This window comes from Treponema sp. OMZ 799 (genome assembly GCF_024181365.1).
Taxonomy (GTDB): Bacteria; Spirochaetota; Spirochaetia; order Treponematales; family Treponemataceae; genus Treponema_B.
In genome coordinates, this window is the sequence record NZ_CP051301.1 from 2,893,415 (window position 1) to 2,914,719 (window position 21,305).

Genomic DNA, 21,305 nt, shown 5'->3' on the forward strand with positions numbered 1-21,305 from the left:
GTATTTTAATCTATTTTTTTAAAACAAACAAGTATTCCGAAACATGAATGTTTCTATTGTTAAGATTTCGGCTTCCACGAAAAGTATTGTATTTTATTTCGACGGTTTTTAATTCTCCGTATTTTTGCAGCATCCCGGTCATATCTTCAAAAGAAATAAAGCCCTCCGAATTATAAGAAATAACTGCATACTTCGAATCAAGAGATGATATAATTTCTTCCATAGATTTTAAAGCCAGATAAGGTTTATTAAAGGCGGAGCGCTTCCAGTCTTGGGTAATTCCGCTTACCTTGCTTATAGGAACATCGAGTTTATTTTTAAGAATTAAATTAAGCATAAAATAATTTGAACCGTAGGGGTGTTGGTTATAAGGCGGATCGATATAAGCGATATCTATTTTCTTTATTTTTTTTGAAAGCTCTACAGCGTCCGTTGTAAAAAATTCAAGTTCGGAATTAAAATTACTAAAGACGGGTTCTTTTAATTCCACCTCGCCTAAGATTCTTGTTAGGGCATTTTTTCCGCTGGCGCCGAAGCAGCCTATCCCCGTATTTTTGTCCTTATAAAAACCCTTAAATACACCGCTCGTATTTACGTGAATTGAAGCTTCGGTAATTAAGGGGACCAAAAAAAATCTCTTTAAATTTTCTTCCGGTACAATTTTATCGATAAGATTTCTATAGGTATCGATTAAAAGAGCATTCTGATGTGTATAAAAAACTCTTTCTCCTTTTTCGATTTTGTTGTCATCCTTGGGAGCGTAGTTTTCGGTAATTATGCCCGGGATTTTTTTATCTGAACAAGAAGAGATAATTTCTTTTCTTAATTGATCGCAAAGTTTTTTAGGATATTCTTCTTTGTTTGTAAGATAACATGAGTTTATCACATACGAATAATTTTCCAAATCATTAACGATTATTTTTAAAGCATATTTTTTTAACATGCGTGCAACTATACCGGAGCCTGAAAAAAGATCCGCACAGATAAGTTTTTCCTTGTTTAAGCTTTTTGAAATAAGCTTCACCTCTTCCTCTATTTTATCTATCAGAGTTCTTTTATTTCCGAGATACGTAATTATCTGTGTGGTAAGAAAGTCCTTATTTTCTTCTTGCTGCTCTTTCATAGGTTCAATGCGTCTTTTTAAAGAAAACTTATATTACTACAAAGATGAGAAACTTACAAGGAGATAGAGAGGAGAATCACGCAAACACTTAAAAAAATAAAAACATAAATGAGAAAAAAATCGATATAATAAAATTCACCATATTCAAACTATAGACAAATCTCATAAAACAAGTTACAATCAAAAGGGTCATTAAAATATAAATTTTAGTAACCAAGAATTAAATTAGGAGGTCGCTCTGATGATAGCTTTATACATTGCTCTGGTCATAACGGTTATTATTTTATTTTCTATAGCCGTTGTAGTTCCGGAACAGGAAAGTTATGTTATTGAAAGGCTTGGAAAATATTCGCGGACTCTTACTGCGGGTTTCCATATCTTAACCCCATTTATAGACAGAGTTGCTTATAAGCAAAACCTAAAGGAAGAAGCCTTGGATGTAGATCCGCAAGTTTGTATCACAGCAGATAACGTTCAGGTACAGGTAGACGGAATTCTCTACCTCAAGATTTTTGATCCGGTTAAGGCCAGCTACGGAATAGACAATTACCGCTATGCCGTTGCTCAGCTTGCAAAGACAACTATGCGAAGCGAAATAGGAAAGCTGGAACTTGATAGAACCTTTTGCGGAAGAGAAGGCCTAAACGACAATATTGTAAAGGCTTTAGACGAGGCTTCCGACAACTGGGGCATAAAGGTTACCCGTTACGAAATACGGGATATCACTCCTACCCGCACAATCCTCGAAGCCATGGAAAGGCAAATGAGGGCCGAACGCGAAAAGCGGGCTAATATTCTTTCGAGTGAAGGAAAACAGCAATCCCGCATAAATATTTCTTTGGGTAAAAAGCAGGAAGCCATAAACAAGGCTATGGGCGAAAAACAACGAAGGATCAATCTCGCTGAAGGACGCTCAAAGGCTATCGAGATAACGAGTAATGCGACAGCCGAAGGTTTGCGTTTAATTGCAGATGCCCTTTCTCAGCCGGGAGGAAGAACGGCTATGGGTATCCGCCTTGCCGAAAACTATATTCAAAGGTTTGAACACATTATCAAAAAATCCAATGTTTCGGTTTACCCCGAAAACATTGCAGGTCTTGCAGCCTTTACCGACATTATTAAAAATGCCGGTAAGGAAATAAAGACACCGGAGGGAGGTAGAAATGCTTAATTTTATAATCCCGATTGTTATTGCAGCAATCATAGCCATAGTTTTTATTGTTGCCCTTTTTAGAAGCATCCGCATTGTTCCTCATAAGGTAGCTTTAATTGTAGAGCGCTTAGGAAAATACCACACAACCTTGGATGCCGGTTTCCACATCCTATTTCCATTTTTGGATAGGGTGAAATATAAGCAGAATTTAAAGGAGCAAGCGATAGATGTTCCGGCTCAAGACTGCTTTACAAAGGACAACGTTCAAGTACGTATCGACGGCATCCTCTACCTTCAAGTATTCGATCCCATTAAGGCAAGCTACGGTATACGGGATTACCGCTATGCAACCATCTTGCTTGCACAGACAACCATGCGTTCGGTGGTAGGACAGCTTGATTTGGATGACACCTTCGAAGCACGCGAGCAGATAAACGCTCAGGTCGTAAAGGCTGTAGATGAGGCCTCGGATCCTTGGGGCGTAAAGGTTACACGCTACGAAATTCAAAACATAAGAGTTTCCGATTCTATCATGGATGCAATGGAAAACCAGATGAAGGCCGAACGCGAAAAGCGGGCCGAAATAGCCCATTCTGTCGGAGAGATGGAAACGGTTATTAACCTTTCAAGAGCCGCTTACGAAGAAGCCGTAAACATAAGCGAAGGCGAAAAAGAAAGAATGATAAACGAAGCGGAGGGGCAAGCCCGCGAAATCGTTGCCGTTGCCGAAGCAACAGCCGAGGGTATTAAAAAGATTGCCGCTTCTACCCAAATCCAAGGCGGTATGGAAGCTGCAAAGCTTACCGTTTCTCAAGAATGGATAAGTGCTCTAAGCTCTATAGATGAAAAAACAAAGATAATTATGTCGGCAGATCTTACAGATATAAAGAAAATGACCATAGACATGGCCGAAGAAATAATCCAATAATTTTTATGCACTGTGGGACTTCTCGCAGTGCATTTTCTTTTTACCTGCAAAATTTTATAATAGTTTTATGGGGGCAATATGTTCAATCTAAAAAAAATCGGTTTTGTTTTTTTTGCATTAATTTTTATACTATCCTGCTCAAAGAAGCAGATTGAATTTAGCGGAAAATATTTAACCTATACAAATACACAAGAAGGTTATGAAATAGACTATCCTTCAGAAATTTTAAAACCTGTCGATGGAGCTCCTTCAGAACAAGTTTTTATAAGCAATGACGGAGAGGTGAGACTATCGGTTTCCGTTTCGGATATAGAAGAATCCGGTCCTGAATTTATTTTTAAAACAGCCGACACTTATGAAAAAAAAGAAGCTCAAAAATTTACTGTAAGCGATAAAAATATGGGACGCGACGGCTTTATTTTAAAAGGTTATTCAAAGGACAAAATGTTTTATTGTCAGGCTCTTTCGATAAATGAAAAGTTTTATACAATCAGGTTTGAATATAACAAAAAAGACTATGATACTTATAGGGATATTTTAACCCATATAGTAGACTCTTTTGAACTGACATCGGCCTCCCTTGCTCAAGAAAAGACAGAAGATGCAGCATTGAAAGAAGCAGCGGCTGCCGGCAATAAAAATTCTTATGATGAAGGAAAGCTTATTTCTTTTGCTTTTTCATTTTTATCGAATGTGTATTGGGAAAACAATTTTAATCTTCTTTTAAAAAATTCAAGCCCCAAATTAGCCGATTTTGTACATCCGGAATATGGAGTAAGACGTTTTTATAATCCCGGAACAACTGTCAGGCTTTTTTCGGCAGAAGAAAACTTCGGCTTTGATGAAAGCACCGACTTTTCTACAATCCCCTCAGCAAATAAGTTCGGAGGTTCAATACCCTTTTATGAAAAAATGCCCAAAGGAGGCTTTTGTGAAGAGTCAAATGATAAAGACGGTGTATATTGTGCCATCGTACAAGAGCTTCCTACAGCCGTTGATCCTGCAAGTTTTGAAAGCGATGAAATAAAGAACTTAAAAATAGAACTCCCCAATGACTATAAGGCAATTTTAAAAATCCTTATTTTAGATGAAGGCTTTATCAAAAAGACCTTTTACTTTTTCGATATTGAAGATAAGTGGTTCTTGTTCTTTGTAGATGATTGTGACTGCTCGGCGTAGTTTAAGCCAAAAATATTTCAAAATTTTCTTGACTTTTACGATAAAAATTTTTATTTTAAGTCTGTAAGAGCCTGAACAATTCACACCGTATTGATAAGGCGGATTGCAATTATTTTTTGGAGGCCCAACATGAATGTTAGAGTTGAAGATTCTGCAAGAGATAAGATCAAAGCAAAAAATACAGACTCGGTTTATTGTGCACTTCAAATGTGCGCATCTTGAGGGGGCACGAGGTTAGAACCGACCGTGTATGTCGGAGTGCCCAATAATCTAGGTAATTTCGATAAATTAGAGGACAATGGAATTACCGTTTACGTTAAAAAGGGAACACCCTCTGTTAACGGAACCTTAACGATTACAGTCGGATCATTTTTATGGTTCGAAAAATTAATGGTTGAAGGAATGATTTAAATAAGAAAGCCGATAAGATAAAATCTTATCGGCTTTCTTTATTGCTGGCTAAATTCTATTCTTCTTTGAGACCTTCCTAATTTTGAAAAGTAAGTTCCTATCGTAAAATAAAGAAATAGGAATAAAAAGAGCATTCCGATGCTTTTCCAGTCAATCGATAAATTAACTTGAGTAAATTCGTTTGCGCTTATGTAATAATATGTCGGGAAAAGCCGGGAGATATTTACAATAAAATCGGGAAGCAATTCCTGCTCCACAAAGACTCCGGAAATAAAAGCCAGGGAGAGAGGAAGAACTGAACCAACTATCCCCATAACCGAACCCTTCTTTAAAAAAGAATTAAACATAAAGGTGAGGCTCAAAATAACAGCCGTATAAATTAAAGCATTAAATATATAGAATAGAAGAGGAATGTTATCAAGTCTTGTTATATTTGTAATAACGGCAAAGCCTATTAAAATTGAAAGAATTGCAACTACTACAGTTAATTGAGCCAAAAAGTTTTCACAAACAAAGCGCAAGGTAGAAAGGGGCGAGATATTATTCCTCATCTTTAAGCGCTCATTATTAAGCTCGAACATTGCCCAGCCTACCGAATTAAGAATAACCGAAAAAACTATCCAGCCCAAAAAGTTAAAAAAGATTTTAAACCAAATATTTACCGAAATGTTTTTTTGAAAATTAACCTTATTCACCTTTGTGTTTACTTTCAAAGCATCTTCTATTTTTTGAAAATCAAAATTTCCTTGAGCTTTTTTTACGCTTGCGGCAAAAGCCAAATACATGTTCACCTGAAGATCTATATAAAAGCCGGATTTTTTTCTGTCATCTTTAAAACTTATTACGGACTGTTTACCTTTCATCACATTTTCTTCCATGTTTTCATTTATTATAAGCCCCGCATGTATTCTCTGCAAGGAAATGTCTTTTTTAAGTTCCCGTAAAATTTCTTCATTAGTCTTGTTTTTTTCGCCTATGATAGAAACATTATGTTTTGACTGTAAATAAGAGATTAAATGCTTTGATAGTTCAGAGCCGTCCCGGTCAATTATGTTTACGGTTAGAGGAGTTTCTGCAAATTCGCTTACCTGAGAGTTTTGAGATTTTAATGTCATAAAACTTATAAACAAAAAGATAACAACATAAATCATGGTACTCACTTTTCTTGTCCAAACCAATCTTAAAAAGTTTTTATAAACTGTCATATTGCACCTTCCTTGAATTAATAAATGAAAGCGATAAAAAAATGATAATACCTATTGTGTAGACGATAAAAAATTTGGATATTGCATTATATTCTCCCAAAATATTTATATTGTAAAGATTGGTTGTAAAAATCGCTATAGGATTTACCGTTCCTAAAATAGGTATTGCATTTTCAAGCGATATTTTTATTTCAGGGTTCATCATTCCTGATAGAAAGGCTAAAAATAGACTTGCAAAAACACAGATCATACTTTTCGATCGGATATCTCCTATAGAAGTAGAACCTATAAATAAGCCGGCTGCTGATCCAAAAATATTTGCATAAACCAAGAGTAAAAGAGTAATCTTAAGATCGGTAATAAAGGGTATCTTTAAAACAAAGAGCACAAAGGAAATATATATGAGATTGGCCGTAAGATTAAAAGTGAGATAAAATACAATTCCTGCAAGATAAGAATAAAAGCGCTTAATAGGCGTTGTACAGATTCTTGAGCCAAGCTTTGAAATATTCCCTTGGATTTTTACGGCAATATCCAGTGAGCCGAACATTGTATAAAGCGAAACCATTGCTAAAAGAGAATAGAACAAGATAATCATCAAACTCATTTTTTCATTTTTACTTTCTATATAATTGTTACCGTGTTCAAAAGAATTGATTGGAATCTCTAAAGCTTCAATTTGTTTTATTTGATCTATAACCGTTTTTGTTATTGTCTGAGATAATCCGTCTTCGCTTAGCCTTAAAGATTGATCGGTTTCAACAAAGGCCTTTATTTTTTTTGTACGGAGCATCTCGTTTGCATCACTTTCGTCTATTATGCTTGTATTGAACATTCCTGTAAATTGAAGAGTATGGTAAATGGGATTATTTTTTTCGATACCTATTGCTATCTTATCCGTATCATAATTACCCACGGCGGAAAATACTGCAAAAAAAAGTGAGGACAGGAGAATAGGATATATAAGAGTCCAAAACATTCCGTCTAAAGAATGAAGCATATCTATGCCATAATATTTTATTTCGCGTAAAAAGAATTTCATCAGTCTCTTAACTCCTTTCCCGTAAGCTCCAAGAAAATGTCGTTTAAACTGGGTAATTCCGAATATAACTTGGTATAAGCCAAGTTGTTATTGTTTATAAATAAGATAAGTTCATTTAAGTTGTTAATCGAATTTTCAAAACTGATTAAAAATTCGTTTCCGTTTTTGCTAACTTCCAAAACGTGAGGGATTTTTTTTAGATCTTCCTGGAGGTTATCCTTAGTTTCGACAAATTCGACAACCATTTTTTCACTTGTGCGGATCAGCTTGTGCAATTCTTCCAAAGTTCCGTTCGCAATATCTCGTCCTTCATCCATTATGATGATTCTGTCGCAAAGCTCTTCTACCTCTTCAAGATAATGGGTAGTGTACACAATGGTACTTCCTTTTTTTGCAAGTTCCTTTATTCCTGAAAGAATGAAGTTGCGGCTTTGAGCATCGACGGCAACTGTAGGCTCATCCAAAAAAATCAGCTCAGGCCTATGAGCTATGCCGCAGGCAATGTTAAGGCGGCGCAAAAGCCCCCCTGAAAGTTTTTTTGCACGGAAAGAAGCATAATTATTTAAGCCTACAAAATCGATCGCCTCATCGACCAGCTTTTTTCTCTCCGCAGCATTGCTTACATAAAGGCCGCAAAAATAATCTATATTTTGTCTTACGGTAAAATTATAGAAAACCGAAACCTCTTGAGGAACAAGGCCTATCCTTTTTTTGATATGGAGGGCATTGGGCTTCATCTCTTCACCGAAAATATTGATTTCGCCCTTCCCGTGTTTTAAAAGAGAAAGCATACAGTTTATGGCTGTAGTTTTTCCGCATCCGTTCGGCCCCAAAAGACCGAGAATTTCACCTTCTTTAACTTCCATGTTAAAATGATCAAGTGCCGTTTTTTCGTTGTACCTTTTTACAAGATTTTTTACCGTTAAAATCATAATTACCCCCTATAAATATAGATTATACCTTATTTTTAGAATTTTAAAAGTAAAAATTGTCATTTTTTTTGAGGTTTAAATATGACATTTGTCATATTAAATTGATGATTGATGTCTTTATTGAAGATAAATTTAAAAAGCCGTTTTCTAAGTTATCTTAAAAAACGGCTCATTATAGTTCTTAATAATTAATTAAAGCTCTTTCGCCATGCGGCAGGATTACCGGGGCCTACCCATTTATTAAGTTGGAATCCGTTTTGGAGACTCAATGTAATAAATTTCTTTGCTCGTCTTACGGCTTCATACGGTTCAAGGCCGACACCCAGACCTGCAGCAATAGCTGCGGCTGTTGTGCAGCCTGCTCCATGTGTCCACTTTGTGTCGATAAGACCGCCTTCCACTTTTAGGAATTGTTCTCCATCATAAAAAATATCTACAGCCGACTGCTCGCCTTCCAGCTTGGCTCCTCCCTTAATAAAGACATAGGGAACGCCCATTCCGTGAATAATTTTACAGGCTTCTTTTATTTCTTCGATTGTAGAAGGCGTCGGCATTTTGGCAATTTGTCCGGCTTCAAAGAGGTTCGGCGTAATCAGTTTTGCCAAAGGTAAAAGTTTTTCGATGATGAGATTGTTAAGTTCAGGGTTTAAAGCAAGGTCTCCGCCCTTACAAACCATTACGGGGTCGAGAACATAGTTTTCGACATTATATTTTTTGAGATATTCGGCAGAAAGTTCAACTGCATAGTTTGTTGCAAGCATTCCCGTTTTAGCGGCGTTTACACCTATGCCCTTAAAAATTGTTTCAAGCTGGGCTCTTATTGTCTTCTCATCAAGGGGGAAAACTTCATGTCCCCATTCCTTGTCGGGATTCATTGTTGCAATTACCGTAACGGCCGCCATTCCGTATACACCGTATTCCTGAAAAGTTTTTAAGTCGGCCTCTAAACCGGCTCCTCCGGAAGCATCCGATCCGGCAATTGTTGCAAGTTTTATCATATGTCAATCTCCTAATAGTTTATCTTCTATATGCTGGGATTATATCATTTTTTTTGAACTTTGTCTTGCGGTTAAAAAATTCAATTAACTTTCTTTAAATTCAAAAACCTTATCGCAGAGAGCAAAGGATTTTTTGCGGTGAGTTATAAAAAGAATAATTGAATGAGGGAATGCCTTACGCAAGGTTTCAATAGTCCGCCTTTCCCTTAGCTCATCAAGACCCGAAAGAGCTTCATCCAATATGATGATTTTAGGTTCTTCTTTAAGGGCAAAAAGTCTTAATAAAACAACCCTTTGCTTTTGGCCTAACGAAATATTTGCTCCTTCAGTTTCCAATTCTGTTTCAAGAGAAAGATTATCGCTTTCATCAAAAATAGAATCAAAGACTTCTTTTGTAATATTTGCATTTTCCGTAAGTTCAGCATTTTCTTTAACAGTACCTTGAAAAATTATCGACTTATCGTTTATGTAAAAAATATTTCCGTTAAGAGAATCAGGGTCTAAGCTTTTCACTTCCTTCCCTCCAATATACAGGCCGGCCGTTTCGGAATATAAAAGACCTGAAAGAATTTTTAAGGCTGTACTTTTACCCAATCCGGAGGGGGCGGAAATGCCGTAAAATCCCGAAGTAGAAATATCTATATCGGTTTTAATGTTGATGTCCTTACTTTCAAACGAATGTTTTATATCCTTTAATAAAAGTGAATTAAAATCGACAGCCTTATCATGCCCTGCCAAATCTGCGGCAAATTCCTTTTTTATCTCATCAACCAGTTTCTTTTTTTCATTTGAATTTAAAATTGCCATACGCAAGTCGGCAAGGTTTTGTACGGGTTCGATAAAATGCCCGACATACATATAAAATGAAATTGTAGAACCCAATGTGATTTTACCGTATTTCATTAATATAAAACCGGCAACCAAATTTATAAGAGGCAAGGATGTGTATAAAAATCCGTTTATATCCCTATAAAGCCTCTGATAAAACTCTTCCGATTTTTCCACTGTCAGCATATCTCTTCTTACCTTCGTTAAGGAGGTTTTTATTTTCTTTTCGGCAGAAAAAATTTTTATATCCGAAAAACCCTTTAAGGCTTCGCCTAAGTGTAAAAGAAATTTTTCGGAAGTTAAAGAACTTTCTTTCGAATACTTTATAATGTTTTTTCTTACAAAGCAGCCTATAAGATAAATCAGCGGAATAAAAAGAGAGGTTAAAAGTAAAAGCTGCCAATTTAAATATAAAAGAACACCGGAAGCCAATACAAACATCATAATGTTGTTGACAAGCATTACGGGACTTATCCCATAAAGAGAGCCTAATTTATAAGGTTCATTTGCGATACGGTTTAAAAGTTTTTCGTTATTAAAGGTACCTGCCAAATTAGACTTTGCACTTAAAAACTCGTCAAAAAGAATTTCGGTCTCGGAGGCGGCAACAATATTTTTTGCCGTATTAAAATTATAGTTCCAAATAAAATTAAAAATTTTTTGAACAAAGATAACGATAAAACAAATTGTTATTGTTCTAAATACTTCGGGTGAAAACCCCTTGCTTAAACTATCTATTATTTGTCCTAAGAGCAAAGGAATCGCCGCAGAACATGCAAGCGGAATAATGGAAAGCAAAACAATTTTAGCATGTAATTTAAAATAACATTTTTTATACAACATGAACAGTTTCTCCTATAAAAACTCGCCGAATAAACAATGAGGCAGAATTTCTGCCGAGTTGTTTATCATAACTCCTTACTTATTATACAATATATATATGCGGTCAAGTCTTTTTTAAAGTATTCCCGGTCTCTTTACCGATTCTATTATGCCGCCGCCGATAATATAATCCCTGTCATAAAAAACTGCGGCCTGTCCTTCGGCGACGGCTTTTTCGGGCTCTAGAAATTCTACCTTAAATTTTCCTGTAGGTTTAAGATCTTCAGTTTTTAGCGGAATTAATTTTGCTTTTTTCTTTTGTTGGCGGTAGCGTGTTTTTACCTCGATATCTATTTCCTTATATATTAGTTTTTTTGAGATTATATTTACATTTGAAGCGATGAGGCTTTCGGCAAAGAGTTCTTCGTCCTTACCTACAGTAACAGTGTTTGTTTGTGCATCTTTTTTTACGACATAGACGGGATAGCCCATCGCGATAGCAAGCCCGCGCCTTTGGCCTATCGTGTAATATTGAAGGCCCTTGTGCCTGCCTATTTCTTTTCCTTGCGTGTCTACAAATTTGCCTTCTTTAAAAGAATCTTTTGCAAGGGCATTTATTACCCTCGTGTAATCATCATCGGGAACAAAGCAGATGTCTTGGCTGTCGGGGCGGTGAGCATTTATAAGCCCCGCCTCTTCGGCCATACATCTCACTTTTTCTTTTGTAAAATCTCCCAACGGAAAAATAGAACGGGAAAGCTGCTTTTGATTAAGAAGAGCTAAAAAGTAGCTTTGATCTTTTTGGCTGTCTTTAGCCTGTTTTAGTAAAAATCTTTCCTCGCCTTCAATTTCGGTTTTTTCTATTTTTGCATAATGGCCTGTTGCAATCTTATCAAAGCCGTCCTTTAAGGCTTGCTCCAAAAAAAGGCCGAATTTAATTTTGCTGTTGCATATAAAGCAGGGATTCGGCGTTCTTCCTTCTTTGTACTCTTCAACAAAATAGTCGATGATTGCAGTTTTAAAAGTTTCACGCATATCGTACACCATGTGTTTTATACCGAGTTTTGCGGCAACTTTTTTTGCATCTTCAATATCATCGGTCTGCTCCTTATAAATGCCGGATAGTTTCGGCAGAAGCTTCATCGTAACTCCTGTAACCTCATAGCCCTGATCGATTAATAGTTTTGCTGCAACGGCGGAATCAACGCCTCCGCTTAAACCGGCAAGCACCTTCATCAAGCTTTAATCCCTCTTAAAATTTCTTCGGGGTTTAAAATCATGGCACATCCCGCCTCAGCTAATTCTCTTTCGAGGAGGATGCGGTTTTCTATCTGTTTTATACCGGTAATTTCAGGCGTTTTTGCAGAACCGATTATCCGTCTGTTTAATTCGGTACCGCAAAAAGAAACTGCATCTATTTTTATTTTTTCGATATAATCGTCAATAAAAATTTCATTTTTATACATCGGGTCTTTTATATTCTTAATAAGAAATTCTTTTGCAAAAATAGAAAAGAATTTAAGCAGATCTTTTTTTGCATTTTCAATCCAAAGTAAAAATGAAGCCTTTTTATTTTCATCATCAAAGATAAACGAGTACTTTGCATACCCTTCAGCGAATATAAAATGAGCAAGCACATTTCCAAGGTCATAGGCTATCGGTCCGTAAAATGCGAATTCAGGATCGATTATTTTTATCTTTGTTTTTTCATTTTCGATTTTTACAAAGATAGAACCGGAATGTAAATCCCCATGAATAAGCCCTTGCGGGTAATTATTGAATTTTTCTTTTAAGGCCGCAACTTTTGCAATGAGCTTTGAGTCTTCATAAAACTTTTTTTTAAGCCAATCGGCATTTTCGGGCAGGAAAATATTTCTTCCCCTCACACCCTTATAGGGATGAGTAAAGACTAAGTCTTGAGTAATCTTACAAAGATCGGGATTATAAAATTTAAAAGCTGCTTGACATTTTTTTTGATAGCCCAAACCTAAATCGGTAGAGGGTAGGGATGTGTCTACAATAAAACCTGCAATTAATTTTTCGAGTCCGTAAAATATTTTACCGGCCATCAGCTCCTTTCTTAAATTGGAATAAGAACCTATGTCCTCCATTATGATTGCGGCCATCACGGGATCGGCATAAATTACTTTCGGCGAAAAATCTGGAGCACATTCATTATACAGTTTTAAAACTCCGGCTTCCCGTGCGCTTCTATCCGGATTTAAATATCCGTCGGGGCGCACCCTCGTTTGAACATCGGCTTGTTTTAAAATAAGGGATTTTTTTGTGCCCTTTTCGAAAATTCGGTAGACGTAGTTTATATTGCCGTCTCCTATTTCTTCATAAACTAAATTTTCATTTGCATCGAAAAAATTGCTGTGCTCAAAGACATAATCGATGATATCATCGCCTTCCATTTTATAATGGGAACTAAACCGCATTCTGCCTCCATATTTTAGGAATACTTTTTTTTAATAATGAAGACCTATACCGATAAAAATTTCGGAAACGGGCCCGCCGTCACGCTTTGCATAGCCTTTTCTATTTTTTATTTCTCTTAGATCATGCCCATAGCTTATACGCGCATAAATACTTCTCATTTTTATCGGATACATTATTATTTCTAAACCGCCCGAATACCAGCCGTATTTAGGATTATAATAAGTGTTTGATTCGGTATCATGTACCAAGGCCATATCTAAAAATGGAGATATATGTAACTCAAATCCGAAAAAGCGGGTCCATTCAATTCCGGTAATTTCTTCCCATTTAAAAACTCCGATTTTTACAGGTACGTCAAAGTTAAAACTAATAGCCGTATCTGTAGAAATCCGTTTATTTAAAATACCGCGCAAAATTTCTCCGCCCCTGTTTGACTTTTTAGTAAATAGGTTATAATGGAAATCAAGCCGGCCGTACAGTCCTACCCTATCCAAGAAAGAATAAAAGCCCTTTGTTTCGAGTTCAAAAGAAACATCTACATTTCCCTTTCTATATGTATTATAAGTATACGTATTGCTTAAATCTAAATTAAAACCCTGCCGGAAATTATTTATCCAGTTCACTCTTCCCATATCAAAACTATGGGCCCAATTAATATTTAATCCTTTTCTATTCTCATCGATAATTTTTGTGAACTTCCAATTACCGTTTATACCAAAAGAAGGAGTCCATGTGATTGTACCTAAGGTCTGATTTTTATATATGTCAAAAGACAAAGATGTATAAAAACCGTTTGTAAGATAATAATTTTTTTCTGACGGAGATGCATAAACATTTATACCCTGAGTTATACCTGCCGTTAAAGTAATCCAATCAACACCCGGTTTATATGAAGCATTTAGCCCAGTACCAAAGTTAAATCCGAAATTTTTATCCTGATCTATATTCATTCCTGCATTAGTGCTCCAAAGAAGCTTCACCGGATTAATATAAAAGGGCAGAGCAAAATTTGATCCTAGTGAAAAAGAAGATTTTCCATCATTGTTACGGTTATATATTAAGTCCATTGTAAGAGGCTCAAGAGAACCTAAAAAATTAAAATCTTTTAACTTAATTTTAAACTCAAGCCCTTTGTTCGAATCAAAGCTCGGATAAGGCAAGGCTATGATATTCCATGTATCTTTAACATATATTTTAAGCTTTACAGGAGTAATATTATTTTGAGACTCCAAAAAATCGAAAGTAATTTCATGGGACTCTATTGTCCTCATATTAGTGAATTCCGAATTCAGTTCTGCTATATATAAATCAAATTCTTCTTTAGAGGTAAACACTCGATTTGTATCCACAGGAACTTTAGCCGATAGGGGTTTCACCTTAGTAAAACCTTTTATGATGTATTCAACACTTTCAATCTTATAAGCCGTAACAGCAACCGGCTTACCGGCTTCGAGTTTTTCATCAGTGTTTTGAGTATAAAGATTAGTTACAAAAAGGCAGCATAGTGCAGCCGTTAAAAAAAATCGTTTGTGCATTTTATTCCACCATAATATTATTTAGGCAGTCTTATAGTACATATAAAACTGCCTTGATTTTAATTTTAGTTTGTTAATTTTAGTTTGGAATCATCTTCAATTATTTTTTGAGCATTTGATTCCATATAAGATCTGACTGCGCCTGCTATTTCCTTATCGTAAAGCGAAAAGATTCTTGCAGCGAGGAGGGCGGCATTTTTAGGCTCCAACACCAGGGCAGGAGAAATGCCTGATGGCATCCTAAGAGAAGAATAAATGTCTGCCCCTGCAAAGCTGTCGGAAGAAGGAGGACAGGCAATTGTCGCACCCTTTACAAAGCCGTCCACAAAACCTGAAAGAGCATTGCTTCTTCCGGCAATTGTAATATATAGTTTCGGCCTATCGAGAGCCTCATATTCTTTTAGCATAGAAACAACATGCTCTGCCGTTTTATGAGCCGAGCCGATTCTTATAGCATACTCTATTCCAAAAACCTTTAACTCTGAGGCTATTTTTTCTGCATGGCTCATATCCGAGGACGAGCCCATAAGTATTATTACGAGAGGTTTCACATCAGACCTGCCTTTTTTAAGTTTTTTGCTATGCGCTCTTCGGCCGGATATTCTCCCGGAACAAATTTCGATTTTGTCAACTTTTCGTAGGCCGTAATATAAAGCTGAATAGCCTCGTTCCAGACATCTTCATCAAGTTCCGGTATTTCGCCGTCGCCTCGGTAGCCCTTTGCGGCGTAGGCCATTCTTACAAATTCCTTATCGAAGTTTTCGGGCTCCTTACCTTCCTTTAGTCTTTGCTCATAAGTGTCGAGCTTCCAATAGCGTGAAGAATCCGGGGTATGAACCTCATCTATCAAAAGAATATTATTATCCTTATCTACACCGAATTCGTATTTTGTATCAACCAAAATTAAGCCTGCTTCTTTTGCACTTTTTTGGCCGCGCTCAAAAAGGGCAAGAGCTGCCTTTTGCACAGAGTTCCACTGCTCTTTTGACAGATAGCCCTGCGAAACTACCTCATCGCAGGTAAGCCTTTCATCGTGACCCGTGGGACCGCCCTTTGTAGTGGGTGTAATAATCGGTTTAGGAAGAGCCTGATTTTTTGTCAAGCCTTCAGGAAAATCGTACCCGTAAATGTTTCTTTCGCCTAAGGAATACCTATACCATAGAGCCGTTGAAGTTACACCCGTAATGTATCCCCTCACTATTACCTCTATGGGAAGGGGCTTAACCTCCGTTACGAGAATGCAGTTAGGATCCGGACAAGAAATTATGTGATTTTTGATTATATCCTTGGTATTTTCAAACCACCAAAGAGAAAGCTGGTTTAAAACCTGCCCCTTATACGGAAGAGCTGTTAAAACCCTGTCAAAGGCAGAAATTCTATCGGTTGTTACAATCAAGCGCTTGCCTGCTTCAGGTGAATACCAGTCCCTGACCTTTCCGGTTTGTTTTGAAGGAAGAGGTAAATTAGATTCTCTAAAAGCTGCATTTCGTGAAATCATTTTAAACTCCTTAGGATAAATTTTTACCCGCCAAGTATATATGAAGATTTATAAATTTTCAAGTATCCGCACAATTTACAATTTTTCCGATAGAAGAAAATTATATTTTTACCTATAATGAGGCAGACTTCAATTAAATAAAAGAGGATATAGTTGTGAAAAAAATAGCGGTGGTAAGCGGAGGCTCAAGCGGTATAGGCCTTGAGATTACAAAGGCCTTGGTTCTAAAAAATTATTTTGTATACACCATGAGCCGCAGAGAATTTTTAAGCTTGCAGGAAGATAAAGTTAAGCATATTTCACTTGATATTACGGATGAAGAAAAACTGACAAGGGCCTTTGCCGATATTTGGGAAAAGGAAGGAAGGATTGATTTAGCCGTCTGTGCCTCAGGATTCGGCATTTCGGGAGCTGTGGAATTTACAAGTCTCGAAGATGCAAAAAGACAGATGGATGTAAATTTTTTCGGTGCTTTTTTATTTATAAGGGCTGCAGCCTCGTATATGAGACCTCAGTCTTTCGGAAAGATATTTGTGATCACCTCTATAGCAGGAGAAATTGCCATCCCCTTTCAGGCCTTTTATTCGGCATCGAAGGCTGCTTTAGGAAAACTCTTAGAAGCTTTTAGAGCGGAACTTCAACCCTTCGGTGTAGACTGTGCCTTGATAATGCCCGGAGACGTTGCTACCCCCTTCACGGCTGCGAGGGACAAATCAAATGCCGGAGACGATATTTATGATGGGAGAATCTCAAAAAGCGTTTCCAAAATGGAAAAGGACGAGCAAAAAGGAATGAACCCCGAAAGATTAGGAAAATTCGTTGTCTCCCTCGCCGAAAAGCGGAAAATCGGATTTTTTTATCCTTATGATTGGACTTACGCCTTCTTGCTGCTTTTGTATAGAATTTTACCCCGCAGATTAGGCCTTTTTATAGTAAAAAAGCTATATGCCTAATAAGGTGCTATCAAGGCCCGATGAGTGAATAACCTGTAAAGCAGCTTTTAGGTAAAGAAATCGTTTTAGGCCCTGATAGCACAATTATTTAAAATGTCATTACTTTTTCTTCAATAAGCACCTCCTCTCTTGCCGCAGCCTTATCGCCCGAATTTTTAAAGACGGGCTTAAATTCTACATGTTCTGCAACGACCTTTACCTTGCTGTAATTTTTCCCATCCGTACCAACCCACCTGTCCTGCTTAATTCTGCCGACAACACGGACTCCCCTGCCCTTAGCCCCGTTTTGTTCGCATAATTTTGCAAGACTTGCCCATGTTTCTACATCAAAATATGAAGTTTCCTGCACAAATTCATTATCTTTTTTGTAGTTTCGGTTTGAAGCAATAGCAAAGGTACATAAGGCAGTCCCATTTGCCGTAGTTTTTAAAACAGGTTCCCGAACCATGTTTCCTTCAATAATTAGCGAGTTTAATGATTTCATTTCATACCTCCAAAAATCAAAAAATAACTTTAATTTGAACACTTGTTCAAGAATTTTACTAAAGCTTAAGGCGGCGCCGCTCCCTTGCTTTCAACTAATTATAGGCTTGTAAACGCAATTTTTAGTAAAATTTCAGAAAAAAAGTTTTATAAAATTCAACATAAAAAAAACTATTTTTTAAAAGTTTACCTCTTATTGACTGAATATGTAAAAATATGGTATTGTGTTTCACTATATTTATATTTTAAATTACTTTAAAAAGGATGGGTTTTATGAATTTTATGCCTTTATTACAAGGAGCAGCTCCGGGCGGTTTCGGCTCCTTCGGTTTTTTAATACCAATGCTCTTGGTTTTCGTTATTTTTTATTTTTTGCTTATACGCCCGCAAAAAAAAGAACAGCAAAAAACAGAAAGAATGATCTCTCAGCTTCAAAAGGGAGATAAGATAATCACTATCGGCGGTATTCATGGTGTTGTGAGTTCTACAAAAGAAAAGACCATTATCATAAAAGTTGATGATAACTGCAAAATCGAAATTAACCGTTCTGCAGTAGGAGCCGTTTTAAAAGATGAGCCTCCCAAGCCCGATTTCGGCGGGGAAGGAGAAAAGAAAAGATCTTTATTCGGAAAAAAATCAAATGACTCCGAAAGCAACGATAGCGCCTCACAAAACGAATCAAAATAAAACAATTTGCGGTTTTAAATTTTAAACTTAGAACCGCAAAGGGAGATAAATAATGAGCAAAAGATTTAGATTTATCGTTGTTCTTCTTGTCATTGCCTTGTGCTTTGTTTTCTTACACCCTACCCTTAAATGGTATTTTTGGACAAATCAAGAAGATAAGGCATTAGCCTTGGCATCAAGAGAAAAGATTAAAGATTATTCCGAAAACATGGCAAGAGCTGATGTGGACAAACTTATAGAAATGGCTGCTTCAAATTCAACAGAGCCTCTTTCGGAAAAATATGATCCTATCATTAAAGAAGCTAAGGCCCGTAGAAAGGCCTTAGGTATGGAAATTCCCTCTCAATGGACAGCTCAAGATGTGGCAGCAAGTTTTAAGCTTTCCTCAAAGGAAAAGTTCATTCCTGTAGCCCAGCCTATCTTAGAAACTGCGTATAGGGATTCGATTTTAGGTATAAAAAAATATCAAACAAATGCCGTAAAATTAGGACTTGACCTTTCAGGCGGTATGCTGGTTATTATCAAAGCCGACTTGGATGCAGCTATTTCTGCAGACGGAGCAAGCAGCGAGACCATAGCCGACTCAAAGAAGGCCGCCATGACTTTAGCCATGGACACCCTCAGAAGCCGAATAGACAAGTTCGGCCTTACAGACCCTGTAATTAGACGCCAAGGAGATGATCGAATCTATATTGAAATGCCGGGAGCGGCCGATGCAGATAAGATAAACTCCATTATCATGGGACGCGGTATTTTGGCTTTTCATATAGTGGATGATGAGGCAACACAGGCCTTTAGAGAGTACTACCGAAACAATCCGGGAAAAACCTTTGATGCAGAATACAATCTTTTAAACCCCGGAATTATCCCTGAGGACTGCATGGTTCTGGGCGTATATCATAAAGATGCCTACGGCATAGACGAAAGAGACGACAGAGAGCCCTTCCTAGTTGTAAAAAAACAGGCAGGTCTTGAAGGAAAGCATCTTGTAAGCGTAGACACCTCAGCAGATCAAAGATCCAATAATCCTTTAGTAAACTTCTCACTTGATGCCGAAGGAGCAAAGATATTTGCAGAATTGACGGCAAACAATGTCGGAAAAAGACTCGCCATAGTTTCGGACAATAAGATAAAGTCTGCCCCCAACCTCAAAGAACCTATAACGGGAGGAGCAGGAAGTATAAGCGGAATGTCTGCAACAGAGGCAAATAACCTTAAAACGGTTTTAAGAACTGCATGGCTAAATGTTCCTCTCCAGCTTGAAACACAGCAGGTTGTAGGAGCCAGCTTAGGAGACGAAAAGATTAACGAAGGTATTATGGCCTTACAGTGGGGCTTAATAGCCGTTTTGATCTTCATGCTTGTATTCTATAAAGAAGCGGGTATCAACGCTTGTATTGCCCAAATTTTAAACCTTTATATAATGTTCAGTATTCTTTCAGCCTTTAACCTAACTCTTACCTTGCCCAGCATTGCCGGTATGATTTTGACCATAGGTATGGCTGTTGACGCTAACGTTGTTGTTTTTGAAAGAATAAAAGAAGAACTTAAACTCGGTAAAACAAGGGAAGCCGCTATAAATGCAGGATTTGAACATGCATTTTCTGCAATTATGGACTCCAACATTACAACATTTATTGCAGCCTTCTTCTTATCCATCCTAGGAACAGGACCGATAAAGGGCTTTGCATACAGCTTAGCTATAGGCGTTGTTTCTTCAGTATTTACCGCCTTGTTTGTTTCGCGCTTAATATTCGACTTCGGAACTCAAACTCTAAAATTAAATAAGATTCATATCAGCTGGAGGAAGTTAGAAAATGAAAAAAGTAATTAGTTTTTCAAAATTTTTTGTTCCGGGCGTAATTATCAGTATAGGGCTTATGACCTTTGGAATTATAGGCTATTTCACCAAAGGAATAAATTTTGGTATTGACTTTCAGGCCGGTTTTATTGAAAAGATCAAGATTGCACCTACGGCAGTAGAGCTTTCCTATGAAGGGCCTTTAACAGTTTCCTTTTCACAAGGTATATCCGACATTTCAATTACGACCACATCTCTGGATGCAGAAAACAAATCTTACGTATTTAAGTTTGCCGATAATCCGACTCTTAAAGACTTTGCTGACGGTATTGCTTCTATCGAAGGTCTAAAGGTTAAAATAAATGCATCTGCAAACACACTGCTCAAAGACTTGTTTACGGATTCGGAATCCTCACCCCGTCTTTCTCAAGAAATTTTTAGACTCCATTATTTGGATAAAAATCTTAAACCAATAAGCACTGATGAGGTGCGCCACGCTCTTTCTTCCATTCCTTCGGTTTCAGTTCAGCAATTGGGAACACCTGAAGACAGGTATTTTCAGATAAGACTAGCAGATGACGGAAAATACGAAAATGCAAACAAAGAGCTGCGCTCAATTATAACCTCTGCTTTAAATGCTGCCTACGGCACTGAAAACATTGCAGTTATGGGAACAGACTTTGTAGGTTCGCGCTTTTCTTCTTCATTGGCCAAACAGGCAATTTTACTTGTGGGCGGTGCCTTGGTCTTAATCTTTGTTTATGCAATGTTCCGCTTCCAGTGGAATTTTTCTGTAGCTGCTATCTTAGCCCTGCTTCACGATACAATGGTAATGGTTATGTTCATCTCATGGACTCAGATGGAATTTAATTCGACGACCATAGCTGCAATCCTTACGATTATCGGTTACTCGATAAACGATACAATCGTTATCTTTGACCGTATCCGTGAAAAGATTCATCTTGAGCCAAGGCTTGAATGTAACGAAGTTTTGGATAAGGCTTTAACTGAAGTATTTACCAGAACAATTATTACAACAATGACGACAATGGTTGCAGTTGTAGCTCTTTATGTGTTTACAACCGATGCCATGAAGGACTTTGCCTTAGCCCTAATTGTAGGTCTTATAAGCGGTACCTATTCGTCAATTTATATTGCATCATATTTTATCGCTGCAACGTCAAAGGGTAAAAAAGCCGGAGAGATGATTACCAGAGGCAAAAAGGCCCCAGGCGAGCTTTCAGGAGCAGTTATCTAAACGGATAAATAATTCTTAATATTTATT

20 protein-coding genes are annotated in these 21,305 nt (G+C 37.2%); 8 read left to right on the forward strand and 12 right to left on the reverse strand.

The window, feature by feature from the left end:
* Positions 1-10: 10 nt before the first annotated feature.
* Positions 11-1,123: a DNA adenine methylase gene (locus E4O04_RS13420; RefSeq protein ID WP_253708638.1), complete on the reverse strand. Its 1,113-nt coding sequence runs from the start codon at positions 1,121-1,123 to the stop codon at positions 11-13.
* A 241-nt stretch (positions 1,124-1,364) separates the two neighbouring features.
* Here E4O04_RS13420 and E4O04_RS13425 point away from each other — a divergent pair, with 241 nt between their 5' ends.
* The 4 genes from E4O04_RS13425 to E4O04_RS14115 all read left to right on the forward strand — a co-directional run bounded on the left by E4O04_RS13425 (position 1,365) and on the right by E4O04_RS14115 (position 4,794).
* Positions 1,365-2,294: an SPFH domain-containing protein gene (locus E4O04_RS13425; RefSeq protein ID WP_253686754.1), complete on the forward strand. Its 930-nt coding sequence runs from the start codon at positions 1,365-1,367 to the stop codon at positions 2,292-2,294.
* A complete protein-coding gene (locus tag E4O04_RS13430) occupies positions 2,287-3,204 on the forward strand; it encodes an SPFH domain-containing protein (RefSeq protein WP_253686753.1) in 918 nt (305 codons plus the stop codon). Before E4O04_RS13425 ends, E4O04_RS13430 begins: the two co-directional genes overlap by 8 nt.
* A gap of 78 nt (positions 3,205-3,282) precedes the next feature.
* Entirely contained in the window at positions 3,283-4,383 is a 1,101-nt protein-coding gene (locus tag E4O04_RS13435) for a hypothetical protein (protein WP_253708641.1), read from the forward strand.
* Positions 4,384-4,512: 129 nt separating this feature from the next.
* A complete protein-coding gene (locus E4O04_RS14115) occupies positions 4,513-4,794 on the forward strand; it encodes a CC/Se motif family (seleno)protein (protein ID WP_305880129.1) in 282 nt (93 codons plus the stop codon).
* Between the two features lie 38 nt (positions 4,795-4,832).
* Here E4O04_RS14115 and E4O04_RS13440 read toward each other — a convergent pair whose 3' ends face one another.
* The 10 genes from E4O04_RS13440 to E4O04_RS13485 form a co-directional block, all read right to left on the reverse strand.
* Positions 4,833-5,999, reverse strand: coding sequence for an ABC transporter permease (locus tag E4O04_RS13440; protein ID WP_253708643.1), 1,167 nt, complete (start codon positions 5,997-5,999; stop codon positions 4,833-4,835).
* Positions 5,986-7,041, reverse strand: a complete 1,056-nt coding sequence (locus E4O04_RS13445) for an ABC transporter permease (protein WP_253708646.1) — start codon at positions 7,039-7,041, stop codon at positions 5,986-5,988. Before E4O04_RS13445 ends, E4O04_RS13440 begins: the two co-directional genes overlap by 14 nt.
* Positions 7,041-7,973, reverse strand: a complete 933-nt coding sequence (locus tag E4O04_RS13450) for an ABC transporter ATP-binding protein (RefSeq protein ID WP_253692193.1) — start codon at positions 7,971-7,973, stop codon at positions 7,041-7,043. Before E4O04_RS13450 ends, E4O04_RS13445 begins: the two co-directional genes overlap by 1 nt.
* A gap of 188 nt (positions 7,974-8,161) precedes the next feature.
* A complete protein-coding gene (gene thiD, locus E4O04_RS13455) occupies positions 8,162-8,971 on the reverse strand; it encodes a bifunctional hydroxymethylpyrimidine kinase/phosphomethylpyrimidine kinase (RefSeq protein WP_253708649.1) in 810 nt (269 codons plus the stop codon).
* An 84-nt stretch (positions 8,972-9,055) separates the two neighbouring features.
* Positions 9,056-10,642 carry an ABC transporter transmembrane domain-containing protein gene (locus E4O04_RS13460; protein WP_253686746.1) on the reverse strand — a complete coding sequence of 529 codons (1,587 nt, stop codon included), beginning with the start codon at positions 10,640-10,642 and terminating at the stop codon, positions 9,056-9,058.
* A 114-nt stretch (positions 10,643-10,756) separates the two neighbouring features.
* Positions 10,757-11,857: a tRNA 2-thiouridine(34) synthase MnmA gene (mnmA, locus tag E4O04_RS13465; protein ID WP_253710865.1), complete on the reverse strand. Its 1,101-nt coding sequence runs from the start codon at positions 11,855-11,857 to the stop codon at positions 10,757-10,759.
* Positions 11,857-13,062, reverse strand: coding sequence for an S-methyl-5-thioribose kinase (gene mtnK, locus E4O04_RS13470; protein ID WP_253708652.1), 1,206 nt, complete (start codon positions 13,060-13,062; stop codon positions 11,857-11,859). Before mtnK ends, mnmA begins: the two co-directional genes overlap by 1 nt.
* A gap of 30 nt (positions 13,063-13,092) precedes the next feature.
* On the reverse strand, positions 13,093-14,598 hold the full coding sequence (locus E4O04_RS13475; RefSeq protein WP_253686743.1) for a hypothetical protein: 1,506 nt from the start codon (positions 14,596-14,598) through the stop codon (positions 13,093-13,095).
* Positions 14,599-14,663: 65 nt separating this feature from the next.
* Complete coding sequence (gene purE / locus E4O04_RS13480) at positions 14,664-15,149, reverse strand: phosphoribosylaminoimidazole carboxylase (RefSeq protein WP_253686742.1); 486 nt, start codon at positions 15,147-15,149, stop codon at positions 14,664-14,666.
* Positions 15,146-16,096, reverse strand: coding sequence for a phosphoribosylaminoimidazolesuccinocarboxamide synthase (locus tag E4O04_RS13485; protein WP_253708655.1), 951 nt, complete (start codon positions 16,094-16,096; stop codon positions 15,146-15,148). Before E4O04_RS13485 ends, purE begins: the two co-directional genes overlap by 4 nt.
* Positions 16,097-16,251: 155 nt before the next feature.
* Here E4O04_RS13485 and E4O04_RS13490 point away from each other — a divergent pair, with 155 nt between their 5' ends.
* On the forward strand, positions 16,252-17,049 hold the full coding sequence (locus E4O04_RS13490; protein WP_253708657.1) for an SDR family NAD(P)-dependent oxidoreductase: 798 nt from the start codon (positions 16,252-16,254) through the stop codon (positions 17,047-17,049).
* 88 nt (positions 17,050-17,137) lie between these two features.
* Here the strand turns inward: E4O04_RS13490 and E4O04_RS13495 are convergent, their stop codons facing one another.
* Positions 17,138-17,533: a single-stranded DNA-binding protein gene (locus tag E4O04_RS13495; protein ID WP_253708660.1), complete on the reverse strand. Its 396-nt coding sequence runs from the start codon at positions 17,531-17,533 to the stop codon at positions 17,138-17,140.
* 272 nt (positions 17,534-17,805) lie between these two features.
* Between E4O04_RS13495 and yajC the strand changes: the two genes are divergently transcribed.
* Genes yajC through secF form a run of 3 tightly spaced genes read left to right on the forward strand, consistent with a single transcriptional unit; the run spans position 17,806 to position 21,278 of the window.
* On the forward strand, positions 17,806-18,219 hold the full coding sequence (gene yajC / locus E4O04_RS13500; protein WP_253686738.1) for a preprotein translocase subunit YajC: 414 nt from the start codon (positions 17,806-17,808) through the stop codon (positions 18,217-18,219).
* A gap of 52 nt (positions 18,220-18,271) precedes the next feature.
* Positions 18,272-20,053 carry a protein translocase subunit SecD gene (gene secD / locus E4O04_RS13505; RefSeq protein WP_253708662.1) on the forward strand — a complete coding sequence of 594 codons (1,782 nt, stop codon included), beginning with the start codon at positions 18,272-18,274 and terminating at the stop codon, positions 20,051-20,053.
* Positions 20,037-21,278 carry a protein translocase subunit SecF gene (gene secF, locus E4O04_RS13510; RefSeq protein ID WP_253686736.1) on the forward strand — a complete coding sequence of 414 codons (1,242 nt, stop codon included), beginning with the start codon at positions 20,037-20,039 and terminating at the stop codon, positions 21,276-21,278. The genes secD and secF overlap by 17 nt, the downstream gene beginning before the upstream one ends.
* Positions 21,279-21,305: the final 27 nt, after the last annotated feature.